Origin of the sequence: Wolbachia endosymbiont of Drosophila willistoni, assembly GCF_040084705.1 — a bacterium.
Lineage (GTDB): Bacteria > Pseudomonadota > Alphaproteobacteria > Rickettsiales > Anaplasmataceae > Wolbachia > Wolbachia pipientis.
The window spans coordinates 504,014-520,625 of the sequence record NZ_CP157591.1 but is presented as its reverse complement, the minus strand read 5'-3'; the positions used below and the strand labels follow the sequence as shown (position 1 = coordinate 520,625).

General features: G+C 34.8%; 14 protein-coding genes and 1 tRNA gene. 12 read left to right on the top strand and 3 right to left on the bottom strand.

The annotated features are described in order from the left end of the window. Positions 1-50: 50 nt before the first annotated feature. The 4 genes from ABL518_RS02740 to uvrC are packed head-to-tail and all read left to right on the top strand — an operon-like array spanning position 51 to position 5,615. Positions 51-809, top strand: a complete 759-nt coding sequence (locus tag ABL518_RS02740) for a phosphatidylglycerophosphatase (RefSeq protein WP_095742617.1) — start codon at positions 51-53, stop codon at positions 807-809. Positions 810-853: 44 nt separating this feature from the next. Next, positions 854-1,693: a glycine--tRNA ligase subunit alpha gene (locus ABL518_RS02735; RefSeq protein ID WP_010082308.1), complete on the top strand. Its 840-nt coding sequence runs from the start codon at positions 854-856 to the stop codon at positions 1,691-1,693. Between the two features lie 3 nt (positions 1,694-1,696). Continuing rightward, positions 1,697-3,814, top strand: coding sequence for a glycine--tRNA ligase subunit beta (glyS, locus tag ABL518_RS02730; protein WP_095742618.1), 2,118 nt, complete (start codon positions 1,697-1,699; stop codon positions 3,812-3,814). After that, on the top strand, positions 3,798-5,615 hold the full coding sequence (uvrC, locus tag ABL518_RS02725; protein ID WP_010082305.1) for an excinuclease ABC subunit UvrC: 1,818 nt from the start codon (positions 3,798-3,800) through the stop codon (positions 5,613-5,615). The genes glyS and uvrC overlap by 17 nt, the downstream gene beginning before the upstream one ends. 101 nt (positions 5,616-5,716) lie before the next feature. On the opposite strand, the gene ABL518_RS02720 is transcribed toward uvrC, so the two are convergent. Next, positions 5,717-5,793, bottom strand: a tRNA-Arg gene (locus ABL518_RS02720). A gap of 147 nt (positions 5,794-5,940) precedes the next feature. Here ABL518_RS02720 and ABL518_RS02715 point away from each other — a divergent pair. The 6 genes from ABL518_RS02715 (at position 5,941) to ABL518_RS02690 (ending at position 10,372) form a co-directional block, all read left to right on the top strand. Then, positions 5,941-6,714, top strand: a complete 774-nt coding sequence (locus tag ABL518_RS02715) for an ABC transporter ATP-binding protein (RefSeq protein ID WP_010082304.1) — start codon at positions 5,941-5,943, stop codon at positions 6,712-6,714. Between the two features lie 128 nt (positions 6,715-6,842). Next, positions 6,843-7,010, top strand: coding sequence for a twin-arginine translocase TatA/TatE family subunit (locus ABL518_RS02710; RefSeq protein WP_006013840.1), 168 nt, complete (start codon positions 6,843-6,845; stop codon positions 7,008-7,010). A 166-nt stretch (positions 7,011-7,176) separates the two neighbouring features. Beyond that, positions 7,177-7,833 (top strand): exopolysaccharide biosynthesis protein, encoded by a 657-nt coding sequence (locus tag ABL518_RS02705; protein ID WP_010082302.1) that lies wholly within the window; start codon positions 7,177-7,179, stop codon positions 7,831-7,833. Positions 7,834-7,923: 90 nt separating this feature from the next. Then, positions 7,924-8,580 (top strand): exopolysaccharide biosynthesis protein, encoded by a 657-nt coding sequence (locus ABL518_RS02700; RefSeq protein WP_010082301.1) that lies wholly within the window; start codon positions 7,924-7,926, stop codon positions 8,578-8,580. Further along, positions 8,573-9,946, top strand: coding sequence for a cysteine--tRNA ligase (cysS, locus tag ABL518_RS02695; protein ID WP_010082300.1), 1,374 nt, complete (start codon positions 8,573-8,575; stop codon positions 9,944-9,946). Before ABL518_RS02700 ends, cysS begins: the two co-directional genes overlap by 8 nt. 6 nt (positions 9,947-9,952) lie before the next feature. Then, positions 9,953-10,372 carry a YqaA family protein gene (locus ABL518_RS02690; RefSeq protein ID WP_010962395.1) on the top strand — a complete coding sequence of 140 codons (420 nt, stop codon included), beginning with the start codon at positions 9,953-9,955 and terminating at the stop codon, positions 10,370-10,372. Between the two features lie 91 nt (positions 10,373-10,463). Here the strand turns inward: ABL518_RS02690 and ABL518_RS02685 are convergent, their stop codons facing one another. Further along, the gene (locus ABL518_RS02685; protein WP_208571722.1) at positions 10,464-13,298 is read right to left on the bottom strand and encodes an ankyrin repeat domain-containing protein; all 2,835 of its coding nucleotides are present in this window, start codon (positions 13,296-13,298) and stop codon (positions 10,464-10,466) included. A gap of 225 nt (positions 13,299-13,523) precedes the next feature. Beyond that, entirely contained in the window at positions 13,524-14,948 is a 1,425-nt protein-coding gene (gene gatB / locus ABL518_RS02680) for an Asp-tRNA(Asn)/Glu-tRNA(Gln) amidotransferase subunit GatB (RefSeq protein WP_010962393.1), read from the bottom strand. A 693-nt stretch (positions 14,949-15,641) separates the two neighbouring features. Between gatB and ABL518_RS02675 the strand changes: the two genes are divergently transcribed. Further along, on the top strand, positions 15,642-15,827 hold the full coding sequence (locus tag ABL518_RS02675) for a hypothetical protein (RefSeq protein WP_138264918.1): 186 nt from the start codon (positions 15,642-15,644) through the stop codon (positions 15,825-15,827). Between the two features lie 303 nt (positions 15,828-16,130). Next, on the top strand, positions 16,131-16,598 hold the full coding sequence (gene ruvX / locus ABL518_RS02670; RefSeq protein WP_010082183.1) for a Holliday junction resolvase RuvX: 468 nt from the start codon (positions 16,131-16,133) through the stop codon (positions 16,596-16,598). The last annotated feature ends 14 nt before the right edge of the window (positions 16,599-16,612 follow it).

The window sequence follows — 16,612 nt, the reverse complement described above, 5'->3', positions numbered from 1 at the left end:
CCGTTACAATACAGTATTATAAATAATATAAACCAAGTGTTACTTAGAACATGGGGATTTTTTTTAAATTTTTGGGAAAGATGCTAGGCAAGGTTTTTCCTGCTAAAACAGTAAGCTCTCTTTTAGGAATAGGATATTTACCAAGTTGGCAGAACTATTGGTCTTCTTTTTTAATATTATTTATTGTCGATGTTATATTAATTCTTGCATATGGAGGCGAATACTTACTATATAAAATGCCAGACTCAGGAATAGTTGTAGCTGCTGTTTTTACAAAATTGGCAATAGTTATGTTAGTAATGCAATTAATTGGAATATTTATTTTTCATGCTCAAGACCCTTCAGCAAACAGTGGTGAAGAAATAGTAATACAAATAGCGTCAGGGCAAGTACTGACTGTAGCACTTTCAATGCCGGCAATGATGTCGATTTATTATGCTGTAAGTAAACTCTATGGGAATATATGTAAGCAGATGTTTCAATGCCCATTTTGGTTTAATGATTTTATGCACTTTTTCTTTTTTCTTATGATACCTTACGTATTTTTTAATGTCGTAGAAGTGATAAAACCATGGCCAATAAGTTCAATACAGCTCAGCTATAATAATGCAATGTCAATTACATTTGAGGGGATTTTTCACACATTTTATGCGGTGATTTTACTGTATTTAACAGCATTTATATTCTGCGATTTAACTATGCATGATGCAATTGTCCTAAATAAAAGCATAATTCAGTATGTGAGGGAAAGTTCAGCAGTTTTAGGTGATTATTTACATGATACTGTTAAAAAAATAGGTATTGAATAGTACTTATTTATTTATATATTTAGTATAAAAAGTGTACAATTTGTGTGAACTTACAAAGTATAATAAAAGAGTTACAAGATTTTTGGGCTAGTGAAGGGTGTGTTATACTTCACCCATACACATCTGAAGTTGGTGCTGGCACATTACATCCTGCAACAATTATGTCTGCAATTGATACAAAACCGGCAAAAATTGCATATCTACAACCAGTAATTAGGCCAGCAGATGGACGCTATAGTGATAATCCTAATCGTTTGTATCAACATCACCAATATCAAGTTATAATAAAGCCATCTGGTAATAATTTACAAGACGTCTATTTAGATAGCTTAAAAGTTCTTGGCATATCTACAGAAAAATATGATATTAAGTTTGTTGAAGATGATTGGGAAAATCCGAGCGTTGGTGCATCAGGACTTGGATGGGAAGTTACATGCAATGGAATGGAAGTAACACAGCTTACTTATATACAGCAAGTTGGAGGGATTGACTGCAAGATGATTCCTGGTGAGGTGGCATATGGGTTGGAACGTTTAGCAATGTGCATACAAGGTGTAGATAATGTTTACGATATAATTTGGAACGATAACGGTGTAACTTACGGAGATATTTTTAAACAAAGAGAATATGAATTTTCTTATCTAGCGTTAGATTATTATGATACTAAAGTGGTACAGCAGCAATTCGAAGATACGGAAAAATTGTGTAAGTTCCTTATTGAAAAGGAGCTACCAATGGCAGCCTATGACCAATGTATTAAAACTAGTCACCTACTTAATCTGCTTGATGCAAGAGGTGTGCTTGGTGTGAATGAACGTACAGCTTATATTGGTAAAGTTAGAGAGCTAACAAAAAAATGTTGTGAATTGTACATGAGTAAATAGCGTATGTCGTTGCAGTTATTATTTGAGTGCCTTTCAGAAGAAATACCACCGAGAATGCAGAATGTAGTTGCAACTCAAGTTAAAAGCTGTATTGCCAATGTTTTTAACAAAAATAATGTAAAATTTACATCAATGGAGGTTTTTATAACGGCACGTCGCATTACCCTATTTGTCGACAACATAAATGCTTTGGAGCTAAAGGATTCCAATAACGAAGTTAAGGGACCAAACATTAACGCACCAAAAAGTGCTATCGAAGGTTTTTTAAGAAAATATCAGAAAAATGAAGAAGATTTGCTCGTTCGAAAAGTAAATAATGAGGATTTTTACTTCATTAAAAGAGAAAGCTGCTCATTTAACATCAGAGAATTCCTCAAAAATCAACTGGAGGAAATGCTCAAAAACTTTTCTTGGTTGAAGAGCATGAGATGGGGCGAAGGAAAAGAAAGGTGGGTTAGGCCAATCAAAAACATTTTATGCATTTTAAATGACGAAATAATACCTGTGTCTTTTGCAGGGATCACAGCATCTAACACAACATATGGCCATCGATTTCTCTCAAGTGGTACAGCGTTAACTGTTAAAGCACCTAAAGACTATTTTGAATTGCTAGAAAAAAACAGTGTAATTCTCCAAATGGACAAAAGAAAGCAATTTATACTAGATCAGATTAATAAATTCACAAAAGAGCAGAATTTACAACTTGAGAAAAATGATTATTTACTAAATGAATTGACAGGGCTTATAGAGTGGCCAATCGTACTGTTTGGTGAAGTGAATCAAGAAAAGTCATTTGGATTACCGAAGGAAGTAATACTTAGTATAGTTAATATACAACAAAAATACCTTGCTTTAAGTAATGGAAAGAGAATTTCACACTTTGTCACTGTTGTCAACGTCAACAATGGTGAAGTTGTTAAAGGGCACGAAAGAATATTAGAAGCACGTCTTGCTGATGCCCAGTTTTTAATATCTCAAGATAAAAAGGAAAATCTAGATTATTATGTCAAAAAATTAGGTTCGATATTATTTCATGCTTCACTTGGCAGCGTGGGGGAAAAGGTGAAGCGTATTACGGCTCTGTCAAAGTATATAGCTATATTTATTCCACATGCTTCGCTGATAAAAGTTGAACGTGCTGCATATTTGGCAAAAGCTGATTTGGCAACATCGATAGTCAGAGAGTTTCCAGAATTACAAGGAGTAATGGGTGGATATTATGCTTCTTATTTTCAAGAAGATAAAGAAGTAGTGGAAGCTATAACTGAGCATTATAAGCCAATCGGGCCAGAGCAGGAGTGTCCTAAATCTCCTTCTGCAATTGCTGTGTCAATTGCAGACAAAGTGGATAGCTTAGTTGGTTTAATTGCAGCAGGTGAGAAAATCTCTGGTTCGTATGATCAATTTGGTTTGCGGAGAATGACAATTGGTATAATTAGGACAATACTTGAAAATAATTTGCATGTTCCAATTAGGCTAATGATAGACAAGTCAGTATCTTTATATTCAAGGCTTCTATTTAATAAAAATACAGCGTCAGTTGATAAGCCGAATAGAAAACAAATTTCAGAACTAGTATTTAGATTTTGCTTAGAAAGATTCAAGGTTATTTTAAAAAATAGAGATATAAGGCAAGATGTTGTAGATTCAATACTATATAAAATCGATATTAATGATCTGCTGACAGCAGAAAAGCGAACTGTTATATTGGATCGTTATCTTAGTACTCCAGAAGGTGAACAAATTCTAAGCACTTACAAAAGAGTCAGTAACATGATGAGCAAAGCAAGGAAAAGTGATGGCACTACTTATAGTGCATCTTACGGTAAGAGGTTTTTGATTGAAAGTGAAGAAATTGCGCTATCAAATTGTGCTATAACTGCTTGTAAAAACATAAAACAAGCGATAAAAAATAACCACTTTAATGTAGCACTTGATGAACTTGCTGGTTTTGCTCCGTTTATCAATCAGTTTATGGACAGTATAAAGATTAACTGTGATTCTGATAAGCTGAGAAGAAACAGATTATCTTTGCTTGAAAATGTAGTTTCCATCTTTCATTTAGTAGCAGATTTTAACCTCATACAGGTTAAACAATGGATAAATGCTCAGGCAATATAAAGAACAAATCAAATCATCTCCACAATCCTGTGGCGTGTATAAGATGGTTGGAGATAAGAATAAAGTTTTATATGTTGGAAAAGCAAAAAACTTAAAGTCAAGGTTATCCGACTACCTTCAATTCGAAAACCTTTCTGAACGAATTAGAGTTATGCTCTTACAGGTTATTAAGGTTGAAATATTCATCACTGAGAATGAAATCGAAGCACTGCTTCTTGAAGCACAGCTAATAAAATCATTGAAACCACTTTATAATATTGTGCTCAAGGATGGAAAATTTTATCCTTATATAACAATTTCCAAGCACGATTATCCAAGAATAGCAAAATATAGAGGCAAATTTAAGAAAAATGAGTTTCATTATTATGGTCCCTTTACATCTGCCGCTGCTGTTAAGCAAACTATATTGTCATTGCAAAAAGCTTTTCTCCTAAGAGTATGTTCAGATCAATACTTTTCCTCAACAAAAAGACCATGTATTGAATATCAAATTAAGCGCTGCTCAGCACCATGCATAAACAAAATCACAAAAGACGACTACTGCCAATCAGTAAAACAGGCACGAAATACATTGCTTGGAAGAAATAAGGAAGTGAAAGAACAGTTACTTTTCACAATGAGAAAGTGCAGCAGTGAAGAAAACTATGAGCTTGCTGCTATATATAGAGATCGGGTAAAGTTTCTTGAGCAAATTCAAATACAGCACACGGATTTTTCTTTTGAAAAAGATGCAGATTTCTTCAGTATTGTACGTGAAGAGGATCTAGCATGTATTAGTGTGTTATCGTTTAGAAATAAAGACAACTACGGCAGCACTCCTTACTTTGCCGAGAACTGTGGTGATCACTCAAATGATGAAATTTTATCCACCTTTTTGGTCAATTTTTATAATTCAGCTAACATACCTCCAATACAAATTTACGTTCCAGATTCTATTGTGGATAAGGAAATTATAGAACAAGCACTATATAAGGTTGCTCAAAAGCCAGTAAAAGTTCTGCATGCAAAGAATAAAAAAGAGCGTGATTTATTGAAATTTGTTTATGATAACTCTCAGCATAGCTTAGAGCAGAAGCTTATCGATTATAGAAATAACCTAGAAAAGCTTGAGGAGCTTAGCAAAATCTTCTTGTTACCAAACATTCCAAAGCGTATCGAGGTTTATGATAATAGCCATATTTCTGGAAGCCAGCAAATTGGTGTGATGATTGTTGCAGGGCAGGAGGGTTTTTTAAAGAGTGAGTACAGAAAATTTACTATAAAGGAAAAATTTTCAGGCGATGACTATAAAATGATGAGGGAAGTGCTAACCAGACGTTTCTCCGGCAATATAAAAGGCATAATACCTGATTTTTTACTGATTGATGGTGGACCAGGACATGTTTCCATAGTACAGAATGTACTGGAAGTATTGAATATAAACGTTCCTTTTGCTTGTATGGCAAAAGGTCCTGATCGTAACGCAGGAAATGAAAGATTTTATATGCTGGGCAGGGAAGAATTCAGTCTGGCAAATGACAGCAAAGTCATGCTTTACTTACAATCGCTGCGTAATGAAGCCCACCGTTTTGCGATAACTTCACATAGAAAAAAACGCGATAAACAGTTTATAGTTTCACAATTAAGCAAAATACCCGGCATTGGCAACAAAAGAAAAAAAGCGTTGATGTCTTATTTTGGTTCAGTGAAAAATATAAGCAAAGCTTCTCTGGCTGAAATTCAAAACGTACCTGGAATTAGTAAAGGTTTAGCAGAAGTCATTCTTAAATACGTGAATTATAAGAGAGGAGTACTGGAATGACACAAAACCCGTTTTATTATTAGGGAATTTATATCTTAAAACCGCAAAAAAAGGTGTGCGTATTTGTGAAAAAAAATCTCCATAAAATTTGTGAAGCAATGTGGTGGGACTAGTGCGATTCGAACGCACGACCTTCAGATTAGGAGTCCAACGCTCTATCCTGCTGAGCTATAGTCCCGTATTTCCTACCATTCATGTAAAGTTATAGCAAAAAATCCTTTCTTTTCTAGATTTCTTGCATAACCAATTTATGACGACAAAAAACATTTCTGTACTTCTTGAGTATAATGCTATTATATTTAATAACATGGTTTAAGTAAGATTAATGCTAGTTAACAATATTGGTTATTTCTATAACAATCAAAACGACTTTGCTTTAAGCAATATAAACATTAAAGTAAAGAAAGGAAATGTTGCATGTTTATTGGGGCATTCTGGCTGTGGCAAGTCAACAATTTTGAAATTAATTGCGGGGATAGAAAATCCAAAATCTGGAACTATTTTTATAAATGATAGGTTAGTTGCAAGTAATAAGGCATCAGTCGCTATAGAGCATAGAAATATCGGATTGGTTTTTCAGCATTCTGCATTATTTCCTCATAAAACAGTAGTAGAAAATATAACCTTTGCTATCCGCAGCTCTTCCAAGAGAGAAAAGCACCTAATTGCATTGGAAATCTTGAAGTTACTCAATATAGAAAAATATGAAAATATGTACCCTAACGCCTTATCTGGAGGACAGCAACAATTAGTTGCAATAGCAAGAGTGATGGCACAAAACCCTGATGTTGTGTTGTTAGATGAACCATTTTCTAATTTAGATATACTGCTCAAGTGCCGAATAAGACAACATATATTGTCCCTTTTTAGAAGTAAAAATATCCCTGTGCTAATGGTAACTCATGACCCGCAAGAAGCATTGAAAGTTGCAGATTTTATCTACGTAATGAAAAATGGTAAAATTATTCAATCAGGAGTTTCTAGCGATATATACCATAAGCCTAAAGATGATACGCTAGCAAAGTTTTTTAGTGAGCTCTCTTCTACTCTACAGTTAAGCGAAAAGTTTCCACTTATTCGCTGCAAGAAAATAATCTAGTTTGGGATTGTTATAAAATAATTAAAAAACCTTGATTTATAATTAAATAAAGGTGATATAATCTATGTGTTACTTGACTTCAGTCAAGTTTTAATATTTAAAGGTCAATATTTTAAATGGAGGTGAAAATGAGTTTAGGACCATGGCAATTGTTTCTAGTCTTAATAATAATTTTAGTTCTGTTTGGTGCAGGCAGATTACCGCAAGTTATGGGTGATTTAGGAAAAGGCATCAAAAACCTTAAACAGGAGCTTAAGGACTCAGAAAAATTATCGTCTAATGAACCAGATCGTTAGCGTCCTCATACTTCGTGACATGCACCTTAGTGCATGTCATCTGTTTAAAAACTTAGTCAGGTTAAAGAATGAAAGAGATGAAGTGTTGGTATGAAATAAATAACAAATATTGAAATACAGCAACAACTATGTTAGCTTAAGAGGAATATTTTATTAAAGGATAATTGTGCAAAAAAGTGAGAAACTAACTAAAGATAAAAAACTAGCTTCTGATATTCTAAAAGAGGTTGCAGATACCAATAACAATGATAGCAATAAAGTAACTTTGTTTGACATTAAAACAGCTTTGCATGAGCGCGGTTTTGGTATTTTTATAATCATCTTCTCCTTGCCGCTATCGGTGCCTATACCGGTTCCACCTGGTTATACAACTATTCTTTCTATACCTTTAATCTTATTCTCACTGCAGCTTCTATTTGGATTTGATTCTCCTTGGATGCCCAGTTGGCTAGAAAGAAGATCTTTTCAGCGTTCAACACTAGCTCTTGTGGTAGAGAAAACTTCCCCTGTATTAGAAAAAATAGAAAAATTCATGAAGCCAAGACTGTCTTTCATTTTCTATGGGCCTGGTGAGAAGATTCTGGCTTTTATGATGTTGCTTTGTGCAATAATAATAGCTCTTCCATTACCTTTTACTCACTTCCTTCCTGCAATTGGCACAACTCTTATTTCACTTAGCATTATGAGTAAAGACGGGTTTCTATCCATATTGGGAGTTTTAGTATCATTGTGCGCGTTGTTGCTTACTCTTGTTGTAATAGTCAAAGGACCACAACTTATAACCGGAGCACTTTCTCTTCTTAAAAGCTTTACAACACTTTAACAAAAGAACGAATTACTAGCGCAAAATGAATAATGCATATTGAAATAAAACAATAATTGTGTTAAGAATTATTTTTATCAAAGGTTTTTCGTGTCAAAAAATGATAAGTTGGCTAAAAGTGATAAATTAGCTTCTGATATTCTAAAAGAAGTTGCAGATACCAATAACAATGATAGCGATAAAGTAACTTTGTTTGACATTAAAACAGCTTTGCATGAGCGTGGTTTTGGTATTTTAATAATCATCTTCTCCTTGCCGCTATCGGTGCCTATACCGGTTCCACCTGGTTATACAACTATTCTTTCTATACCTTTAATCTTATTCTCACTGCAGCTTCTATTTGGATTTGATTCTCCTTGGATGCCGCATTGGTTGGAAAGAAGGTCTTTTCAGCGTTCAACACTAGCTTTTGTGGTAGAGAAAACTTCTCCAGCATTAAAAAAAATAGAAAAGTTCATGAAACCAAGAATGTCTTTTATTTTCTATGGGCCCGGTGAAAAGATTTTAGCTTTTGTAATGTTGCTTTCTGCATTATCGATAGCTCTTCCATTGCCTCTTACTAACTTCATTCCTGCAATTGGTACGACTCTTATTTCGCTTGGCATTATGAGTAAAGATGGGTTTCTATCCATATTGGGAGTTTTAATATCATTGTGTGGGCTATTGCTTACTCTTGTTGTAGTAGTCAAAGGGCCACAACTTATCATTGGGGCATTTTCTTTTCTCAAAAGCTTCGTATATGGTTAGGCTTTACAACACCTTAACAAAAAAAAAGGAGCTTTTTACACCTATCGATAAAGATCATGTGAAAATGTATGTTTGCGGACCAACAGTATATGACACAGCACATATAGGCAATGCACGGTCTGTTGTTGTGTATGATGTGTTATTTCAGCTACTTAAGTTTTGTTATGGCAAAGTTACCTATGTGCGTAACATAACCGACATTGATGATAAGATAATTAATGCAGCAAGTGAAAAAAATAGCAACATAGAAAGTATCAGCACATATTACACCAAGGCTTTTCATGAAGATATGAGAAGCATAAATTGTGCAGAGCCAACACACGAGCCAAAAGCAACGAAAAACGTAGATTATATTATAAAATTAATTGAACATTTGCTGCAATCAGGCCACGCTTATGAATCTGACAAACATGTGTATTTTAATATAGAATCTTACCATGAATATGGTGCTTTATCAGGAAAAAAAACTGATGAATTGGTTCCAGGTAGCAGAGTTGAAGTTAATGAAAATAAAAAGCACCCGGGAGATTTTGTGCTGTGGAAGCCTGCAAATGATATTGACTACAAACTTTCAAGTTATTGGAATAGCCCATGGGGAGAGGGCAGACCTGGATGGCATATAGAATGCTCAGCAATGTCATATGCTTACCTTGGCAAAGATTTTGATATTCATGGTGGCGGCATAGATTTACAATTTCCTCACCATGAAAATGAAATTGCACAGAGTAAGTCTGCATTTGCTGGATCAATGTTTGCAAAATACTGGATACATAACGGTTTTCTTACAGTAAATGAAGAGAAAATGAGCAAGTCCTTATTTAATATAGTCAAAGTAAGAGATTTGCTAGATAGTGGAATAAAGGGTGAAGTAATACGCTATGCACTGCTCAAAACTCACTACAGAAAACCACTTGATTGGACAGAAAACGTTATTTCTGACGCACAGGAAACCTTAAATAAATTTTATCGGCTATCACGTGGTTTAGATACAATAAATATTGATGAAAGTAACGCAGAGATTTCTAAAGATTTTATAGACGCTTTAAAAAACGACTTAAACATTCCTGAAGCTCTAGCTATATTACATGAAATGGCTGCAAAAATTAACAAAATGAGTAATGAAAGTGAAAAGCTAAAATTAACTGAGAGTTTTGTTAAGAGTGCCAGATTTATTGGTCTTCTTGAGTCAAGTTATGAAAAGTGGTTTGCTGTGGATGTAAATCATCAAGAAATAGAAAGGTTGATAGACTTAAGAAAAATTGCAAAAAAAAATAAAAATTACGATACTGCAGACAAAATAAGGGATCAGTTGAAACAAATGGGGATTACAATTTCTGACAATGAAGATGGTACAACAACCTGGTAAACTCATATGGAAAATTACTTTCTGTTATTCACAGATAGTCTAGTATCATCATTAGTCTTACCCATACATCAAGGTTTTGTGTTCAATACCATGCTTTATTTCAGGTCGTATCACACTCCACTACTGATGTTATTTTTTGGAGTACTAGGATCAAGCCTTGGTGGAATAGTTAACTGGTATTTAGGTAGAATAACAATCTCTATACGAAAATCATACCGCAAACTAGAGAACGAGCATAAAACACCAAAAATCGTAAAAAATCTGCTGATTTGTGCAGTTACATTACTTTCATGGGTGCCAGCACTTGGAAGTGTGATTCAAATTTTATCAGGTTATTTTAAGTTAAACCTTTATACCCTTGCCCCTTTAATCATTCTATCTAATTTCTTCTATTTGTTATATCTAATACTTACTTTTGGAGTATAACAGCTATAGTACTACAGCCATTAAAGCCCACTTCTGTCATCCTATGCCCTGATAGAAGCGGAGCTATAAATTAAATGCAAAATTTCAGTAGTCACAGGATGGATGCACCATGAGCTAAAAGCCATTCCACAAGATCCCTATGATCAAAATCAGTGGCATAATGTAATGCTGTCATTCCCCTATTATTCTTAGCATTAACATCTGCTTTGCGTTTTAGTAGCACTCTAGCCGTGTCAAAATTTCCCATAATAGCAGCAAAGTGTAGCGGAGTGTTGCCATTTTCATCTTTAGCGTTAACATCATCCCCTTCTTTAATGAAGTATTTTGTTAATTTTTCACTTCCAATTTTAGCAGCATGGTGCAGTGGAGTTTTATTGCATTCGTTCTTAACACTAACATTTGTGGTGTGTTTCAATAGTGTCTTAGCTAAAGCAACCATACACATCCCATCGTCAATAGAATTTGTATCACGAGCTGAAAGTAACTCCACAAGTTCTTGGTGATCAAAATCAGTGGCATAATGCAATGCTGTCATTCCCCTATTATTCTTAGTATCAACATCTGCATTGTGTTTTAGTAGCACTCTAGCCGTGTCAAAATTTCCCATAATAGCAGCAAAGTGTAGCGGAGTGTTGCCATTTTCATCTTTAGCGTTAACATCGGCACCTTTTTCAATGAGGCATTCTATCGTTTCTATACTTCCACTTCTAGCAACATAGTGCAGCGAAATTCTATTTTGTTCGTTCTTAACATTAACATCTACATTATGTTCTAATAGTACCTTAGCTACGGCAACCCTACCCATCTTAGTAGCAAGATGTAGCGAAGTATCGCCATCTTTATCCTTAGCATTAACATCTGCATTATGTTTTAATAGTACCTTAGCCACGTCAACCCTATACATCATAGTAGCCCAGTGTAACGCAGTGAAGCCACTTTCATCTTTAGCGTTAATGTCCGCCCCTTTGCCTATAAGGTATTCTACTATATCAACCCTTCCATCATAAACAGCCTGATGTAACGGAGTGATACCATATCTGCTCTTAGCATTGACATCTGCACCCTTATTGATAAAATATTGCACTATGTCCAATCCTCCACTCTCAACAGCTGAACACAATGGAGTGCTGTCAGATCCATCCCTAGCATTAACAACACAATTAAATTTATCTGGGTGTTTTTCTTCCATATGTGTTAATACGCACCTAACTGCCTCATAACTGCCACTTTCGGCAAGTGAATGCAACGGTGTATATTTCCATTTACCATAAATAGGATTAAAGTAAAATTCGTCAATTAACTCACCATACTTACTCACATATCCCCAAACAGATGCAACAATAGAATTATCTATTAATACATCATAACTGTTTATCAATTCTAGAGCTTTCCTTAAGACCTCTTCTTCTCGGCCTTTCTCTTGTAATTTTAATCTAGTCACCTTTTGCACTAGTCTGTAAATATTTACTACTCCTTTCCTTAATTTAATCATTGAATATCGATTAAGTAACTCAACAGCATTCCACAACGCTTCTTTATCATTAGCTACTTGCTGTGAAAAGATTTCTTCTATATAAATCTCATTAGGAGAAAAATAGGCCATTATCTCGAGAATGCTCAATGCTTCCGGCCCAAATTTTTTTTGCACTATAGCATCAATTGTAATTTTCCAAGTTATGAAAGTTGCCTTAGCATAACGATCACTTTTATATTCGGACTTAAAGTCAAGTAGCTTCTCTGCTATCTTTTCACACTTTTTCAGATAGCCACCAACTCTAATCCTTTTTCTACCCCTATGACTAAATACAATATTTTCTTCACTAATATATGTAACCGCTAGTTTTAAAGCCAATTGGGAATATTGTAGTTCCTGTGCTAGCTTTTTTATTTCCTTATTCTGTAAATTGTTTTCTATATTCAAAGCCCTTTTAACAAATTCTAAAGCTTCTATTTCATCAAATTCATCTGATTCTTCTATATCTCCTTCTTCTCTTGCTTTCGATTTTTTGTCACGAGGACCATAAGGTTTCTTATGGGGTCTTTGCTTGTTATTTTGCGCTGTTACAGCTGCATGTATTTCATTCAGTGTTTTACTATCCTTATGCTGTTGTTTTGCTATTTTATCAATTCCTTTATTCCCTTTCTTTACCCCTCGTTCTATCCCACATAGAGTGCTGGCCCATAGCTCCACTTTTTGGAAAAATTCTTTTCCTTCTTCTGGCGAAAGAAAACGTCCTTTTATATCTTTCACCCAGTCTGATATTTTCTCCAGAAGGTCATTGCAAAAGATTTCATTGTCACCAACATAGCCAAACTTTTTGGCCAATCTACCACTCATCTCACCTTTAAACAATTCTTTTAGCTGACTTTCATTGGGCAAATTAACCGCAAACACTAGTTCATTTAAAAAGTCTTCGACTTCTTTATCACTGACTTCTCTACCTACCTTACCCTTTATAAAATCCTTATTTTCCTGCAAGTATGAGATAATACTATTATCAAATTTATATCTTACACCATCACCTACATCCAGAAACTCATCTTGTGTGTCTATTCTTATAACTGAAATTTCCTTTTCTTTATTCTTTCCACTCGACATCATTCTCAGCTTTCTCACTTCATGTTGTGCTGAATCTGTGAAATCAAAATCAATATTCGTAACAATAGCAAAATACTTCATCTCACCCTTAAACTTTCCATTACTTTTGATCTTTAAATAAGCAATAAAGTATTTCAACAAATTAAACTCACCACTCTTTGTTAATAAGCTACCTACACTGATTTTTTCAGTTCCATCTTGTTTGTGTTTGACTTGCACAAACCTATGTATTGTTGTTTTATTTTGCTTACATTGGAGAACAACATCATCAAAGCCTGCAGCTGACTTCAATTCTGTAGCTAAGCGGAAAGGACATTTTTTATCCATCACACGCATGAGAAATAATATGAGCCACAACTCTTGATAGTCAATACCATGGCGAGAACATTTTGCCCCCTAAACAGGATGATCTTCAAGCATCCTCAACCTCACATAATTTTAAAAATAGTACCAACAAATGGTAAAAAAGTTATATGTCATGATATACAGATATCGTAGCGTAAATCTGAGAATATCTACGAGATGTGCTGTTATGTAAATAAAAAAATGTGACTAATTACTTAATCTTTCACTCAAAATTGAATTCACGACATCAGGGCTGGCTTTTCCCTTGGTAAGTTTCATAACTTCGCCGACAAAGAATCCGTATAACTTTGTTTTACCACTTTTGTATTCTTGAACTTTATCTTGGTTGTTATTGATGATTTTGTCGATAACTTCTGATATTTGACCTCTATCGGTTATTTGTTTTAGGCCTTGCTCTTCTATAATTAAAGATGCAGGTTTGCCAGTTTCAAACATACTATCGAATACCTGCTTGCCAAGTTTAGCAGAGATTGTTCCATCAACGATAAAATCTAAGAGTTCGGACAAAGCATTTGCTTTGATTGGGGAGCTCACAATATCAATACCTGCTTTATTCAAACGACCAAAAAGCTCTACGGTTAACCAGGTAACGGCGAGCTTTGAATCATGTTTTTTTATCAATTCCTCAAAATAATCAGCAATTGCTTTATCGGAGGTAATGACGTTTGCATCGTATTCATTGATACCCAATTCCTCAATGTATCGCAGCTTTTTTTGATCTGGCAACTCGGGCAAAGATGATTGAATTAAATCAATTTTATCCTGGCTTACCTCAACAGGTAATAAATCAGGCTCAGGGAAGTATCTATAATCGCTTGCATCCTCTTTGCTTCTCATCACTTTTGTTTTTCCCGAAGCAACGTCAAACAATAAGGTATCTTGACTTATTTCTTCTCCACTTTCTAAAATTTCAATTTGTCTTTGTATTTCATAGTCTATAGCTTGCACAATATAACGTATCGAGTTCAGATTTTTTATTTCACAACGAGTGCCAAATGTACTACTGCCTTTTAGGCGGACAGAAACATTTGCATCACAACGAAGTGATCCCTTTTCCATATCACCATCACACGAACCAATGTAACGCAAAATCTGCCTCAATTTTTTCATGCATTCTGCAGCTTCCGCAGATGAACGGAGATCTGGTTCTGAAACAATTTCCATTAAAGCAACCCCTGCACGATTTAAATCTACATAAGTTTTGCTTTCCTCATGAACGCTCTTTCCTGCATCTTGCTCTAAATGAATTCTCGCAATTCTTATTTCCTTTTCATTGTCGTTGATAAATACTCTACCATTTTTAACTATTGGCTCAAAAAACTGGGTTATCTGGTAACCTTGCGGTAAATCAGGATAAAAATAATTTTTCCGATCAAAGTAAGAATACTTATTAATTTCTGCAGAAAGTGCAAGACCAGTGCGTATTGCTTGCTCTATGCAGTAATAATTTAGTATTGGCAGCGTACCTGGCATTGCCGCATCAACTAGAGAAACTTGAGTGTTATGCTCAGCACCAAATTCCGTTGATGAGCTAGAAAATAGCTTCGTATTAGAAGAAACTTGAGCATGCACCTCAAGCCCAATTACCGCTTCCCAATCCTCTTTCGTCATGTATTTTATTTAAATGATAATCTTAATATTCTGCAAAATTAGCACAAAAAGTCAAAACAAAACTCATGTTAGCTAAGTGGTATGCAGATTGTTTTACCCATAGAAACGGGTTAAATGCAAAAGATTACTTGACAAGCTTCGCCAGCCCTCTTATCATAAAATTGAAGCTATTTATTTATCTTCTCTGTACAGATTAAATGACAAAAAAACTCACGTATCTGGCGTCTCATGTTTAATTTTTTGCACTATGTGCACCTTATGTCTTTATCAAACTTCTACCTACATAAGCTGAAACGCGCTTATAAAGCGTTTAAAACATAAAAAAACGCCAACTTGAAAAATGGATAGTGAATAACTAGCTACCCTAGGGTTTCTTTTGCCTTTTTTTCTGTTTAGTAAATTTCTTAACGTTTATAATTTAGATTAGTTGCGGTTTAAAAGCAACTGAATCGCGGTTATTAAGTGTTTAGAATAAAAAAACGCCATACTTGAAAGTATAATGTAAGTAATTAGCCAACCACGGGGCTTCTTTTGCCTTTTTTTCGTTTGGTAAATTTCTTAATGTTTGTAGCTAAACGATAACCGTCATCCCGCTACTTGTTAGCGGCCGAGATACCGCGAATGAATTGCGGTATGACGTAGGATTGCTGTCATTCCAGTGCCAAGCACTGGGATCCAGCCTTTATTATTTGGTTGAAATTAAGTCTTCTGGATCCCAGTGTCAGCTACTTGGATGACACCATTCTTTTTCCTGGATTCCAGTGTCTGGGCACTGGAATGACATCCTCCCTTGTGGAGATTGCTCTCAAATCACAATGTTCGTACAGCTATGCAAACACAAAGGTGTCATTCCAGCGCGTGACGCTGGAATCCAGTTGAGCTATTTCAACAAAAATACTGCATTTTGAGATGAACGTCTATTCTCACCAGACTTATTTACAAGTATAACAATTAAAGTCTGGATTCCAGTGTCAAGCACTGGAATGACATCATAGGGGCACTGCCCTTTTGGATGGAAACCAGTGTCAGCTACTTAGATGATACCTTTTTTCTACTTAGTTTGGGTTATGCAAGAAGTCTATTGCATTCCTGAGCAATTTGATTCATTATTCTTTTTGTAAAAAATTTTCTTAACTTTCTCTCCACTTTTTTGGTAAGGTCACTTTAAAGGAAGTCTAATAGATGCTACATAGAAATCCAGATGAGTTTCTAAAGTCTATTCCAAAAGATAAGCGCATAATGTGCCTTGACATGGGAGAAAAGCAAATAGGCATAGCATTTAGCGATAAAACACAGCTCATAGCCACAGCTCATAGCATATATCACAGAAAAAATATGAGCAAAGATTTAGGTTATCTGCATAGAATATTCAAAGAAAATGAATCTGGATCAATGGTAATAGGACTACCATTAAAAATGGACGAGCAAGAAACTAAATGGTGTAAAACTATAATCCAATTCGCAAATAAAATAATAAAAAAATATAAAGTAAATATATACTTACAAGACGAAAGCTTCTCAACATCTATCGCAACTCATACACTAAAAATTACTGGAATATCAATCACAAAATCGAAAAAAATAGATGATAAAATCTCCGCATGTATTATTTTGCAACGAACGTTAGACAAGATAAATACAATCAAATAGTTTTTCCAGATCTG

Bases quoted from the DNA above. Each gene is read 5' to 3' on its own strand.
- gatB (WP_010962393.1), bottom strand. From the start codon at position 14,948: ATGACGAAAGAGGATTGGGAAGCGGTAATTGGGCTTGAGGTGCATGCT.
- ABL518_RS02685 (WP_208571722.1), bottom strand. From the start codon at position 13,298: ATGGATAAAAAATGTCCTTTCCGCTTAGCTACAGAATTGAAGTCAGCT.
- ABL518_RS02710 (WP_006013840.1), top strand. From the start codon at position 6,843: ATGAGTTTAGGACCATGGCAATTGTTTCTAGTCTTAATAATAATTTTA.
- ruvX (WP_010082183.1), top strand. From the start codon at position 16,131: ATGCTACATAGAAATCCAGATGAGTTTCTAAAGTCTATTCCAAAAGAT.
- cysS (WP_010082300.1), top strand. From the start codon at position 8,573: ATGGTTAGGCTTTACAACACCTTAACAAAAAAAAAGGAGCTTTTTACA.
- ABL518_RS02690 (WP_010962395.1), top strand. From the start codon at position 9,953: ATGGAAAATTACTTTCTGTTATTCACAGATAGTCTAGTATCATCATTA.
- ABL518_RS02740 (WP_095742617.1), top strand. From the start codon at position 51: ATGGGGATTTTTTTTAAATTTTTGGGAAAGATGCTAGGCAAGGTTTTT.
- glyS (WP_095742618.1), top strand. From the start codon at position 1,697: ATGTCGTTGCAGTTATTATTTGAGTGCCTTTCAGAAGAAATACCACCG.
- ABL518_RS02715 (WP_010082304.1), top strand. From the start codon at position 5,941: ATGCTAGTTAACAATATTGGTTATTTCTATAACAATCAAAACGACTTT.
- uvrC (WP_010082305.1), top strand. From the start codon at position 3,798: ATGCTCAGGCAATATAAAGAACAAATCAAATCATCTCCACAATCCTGT.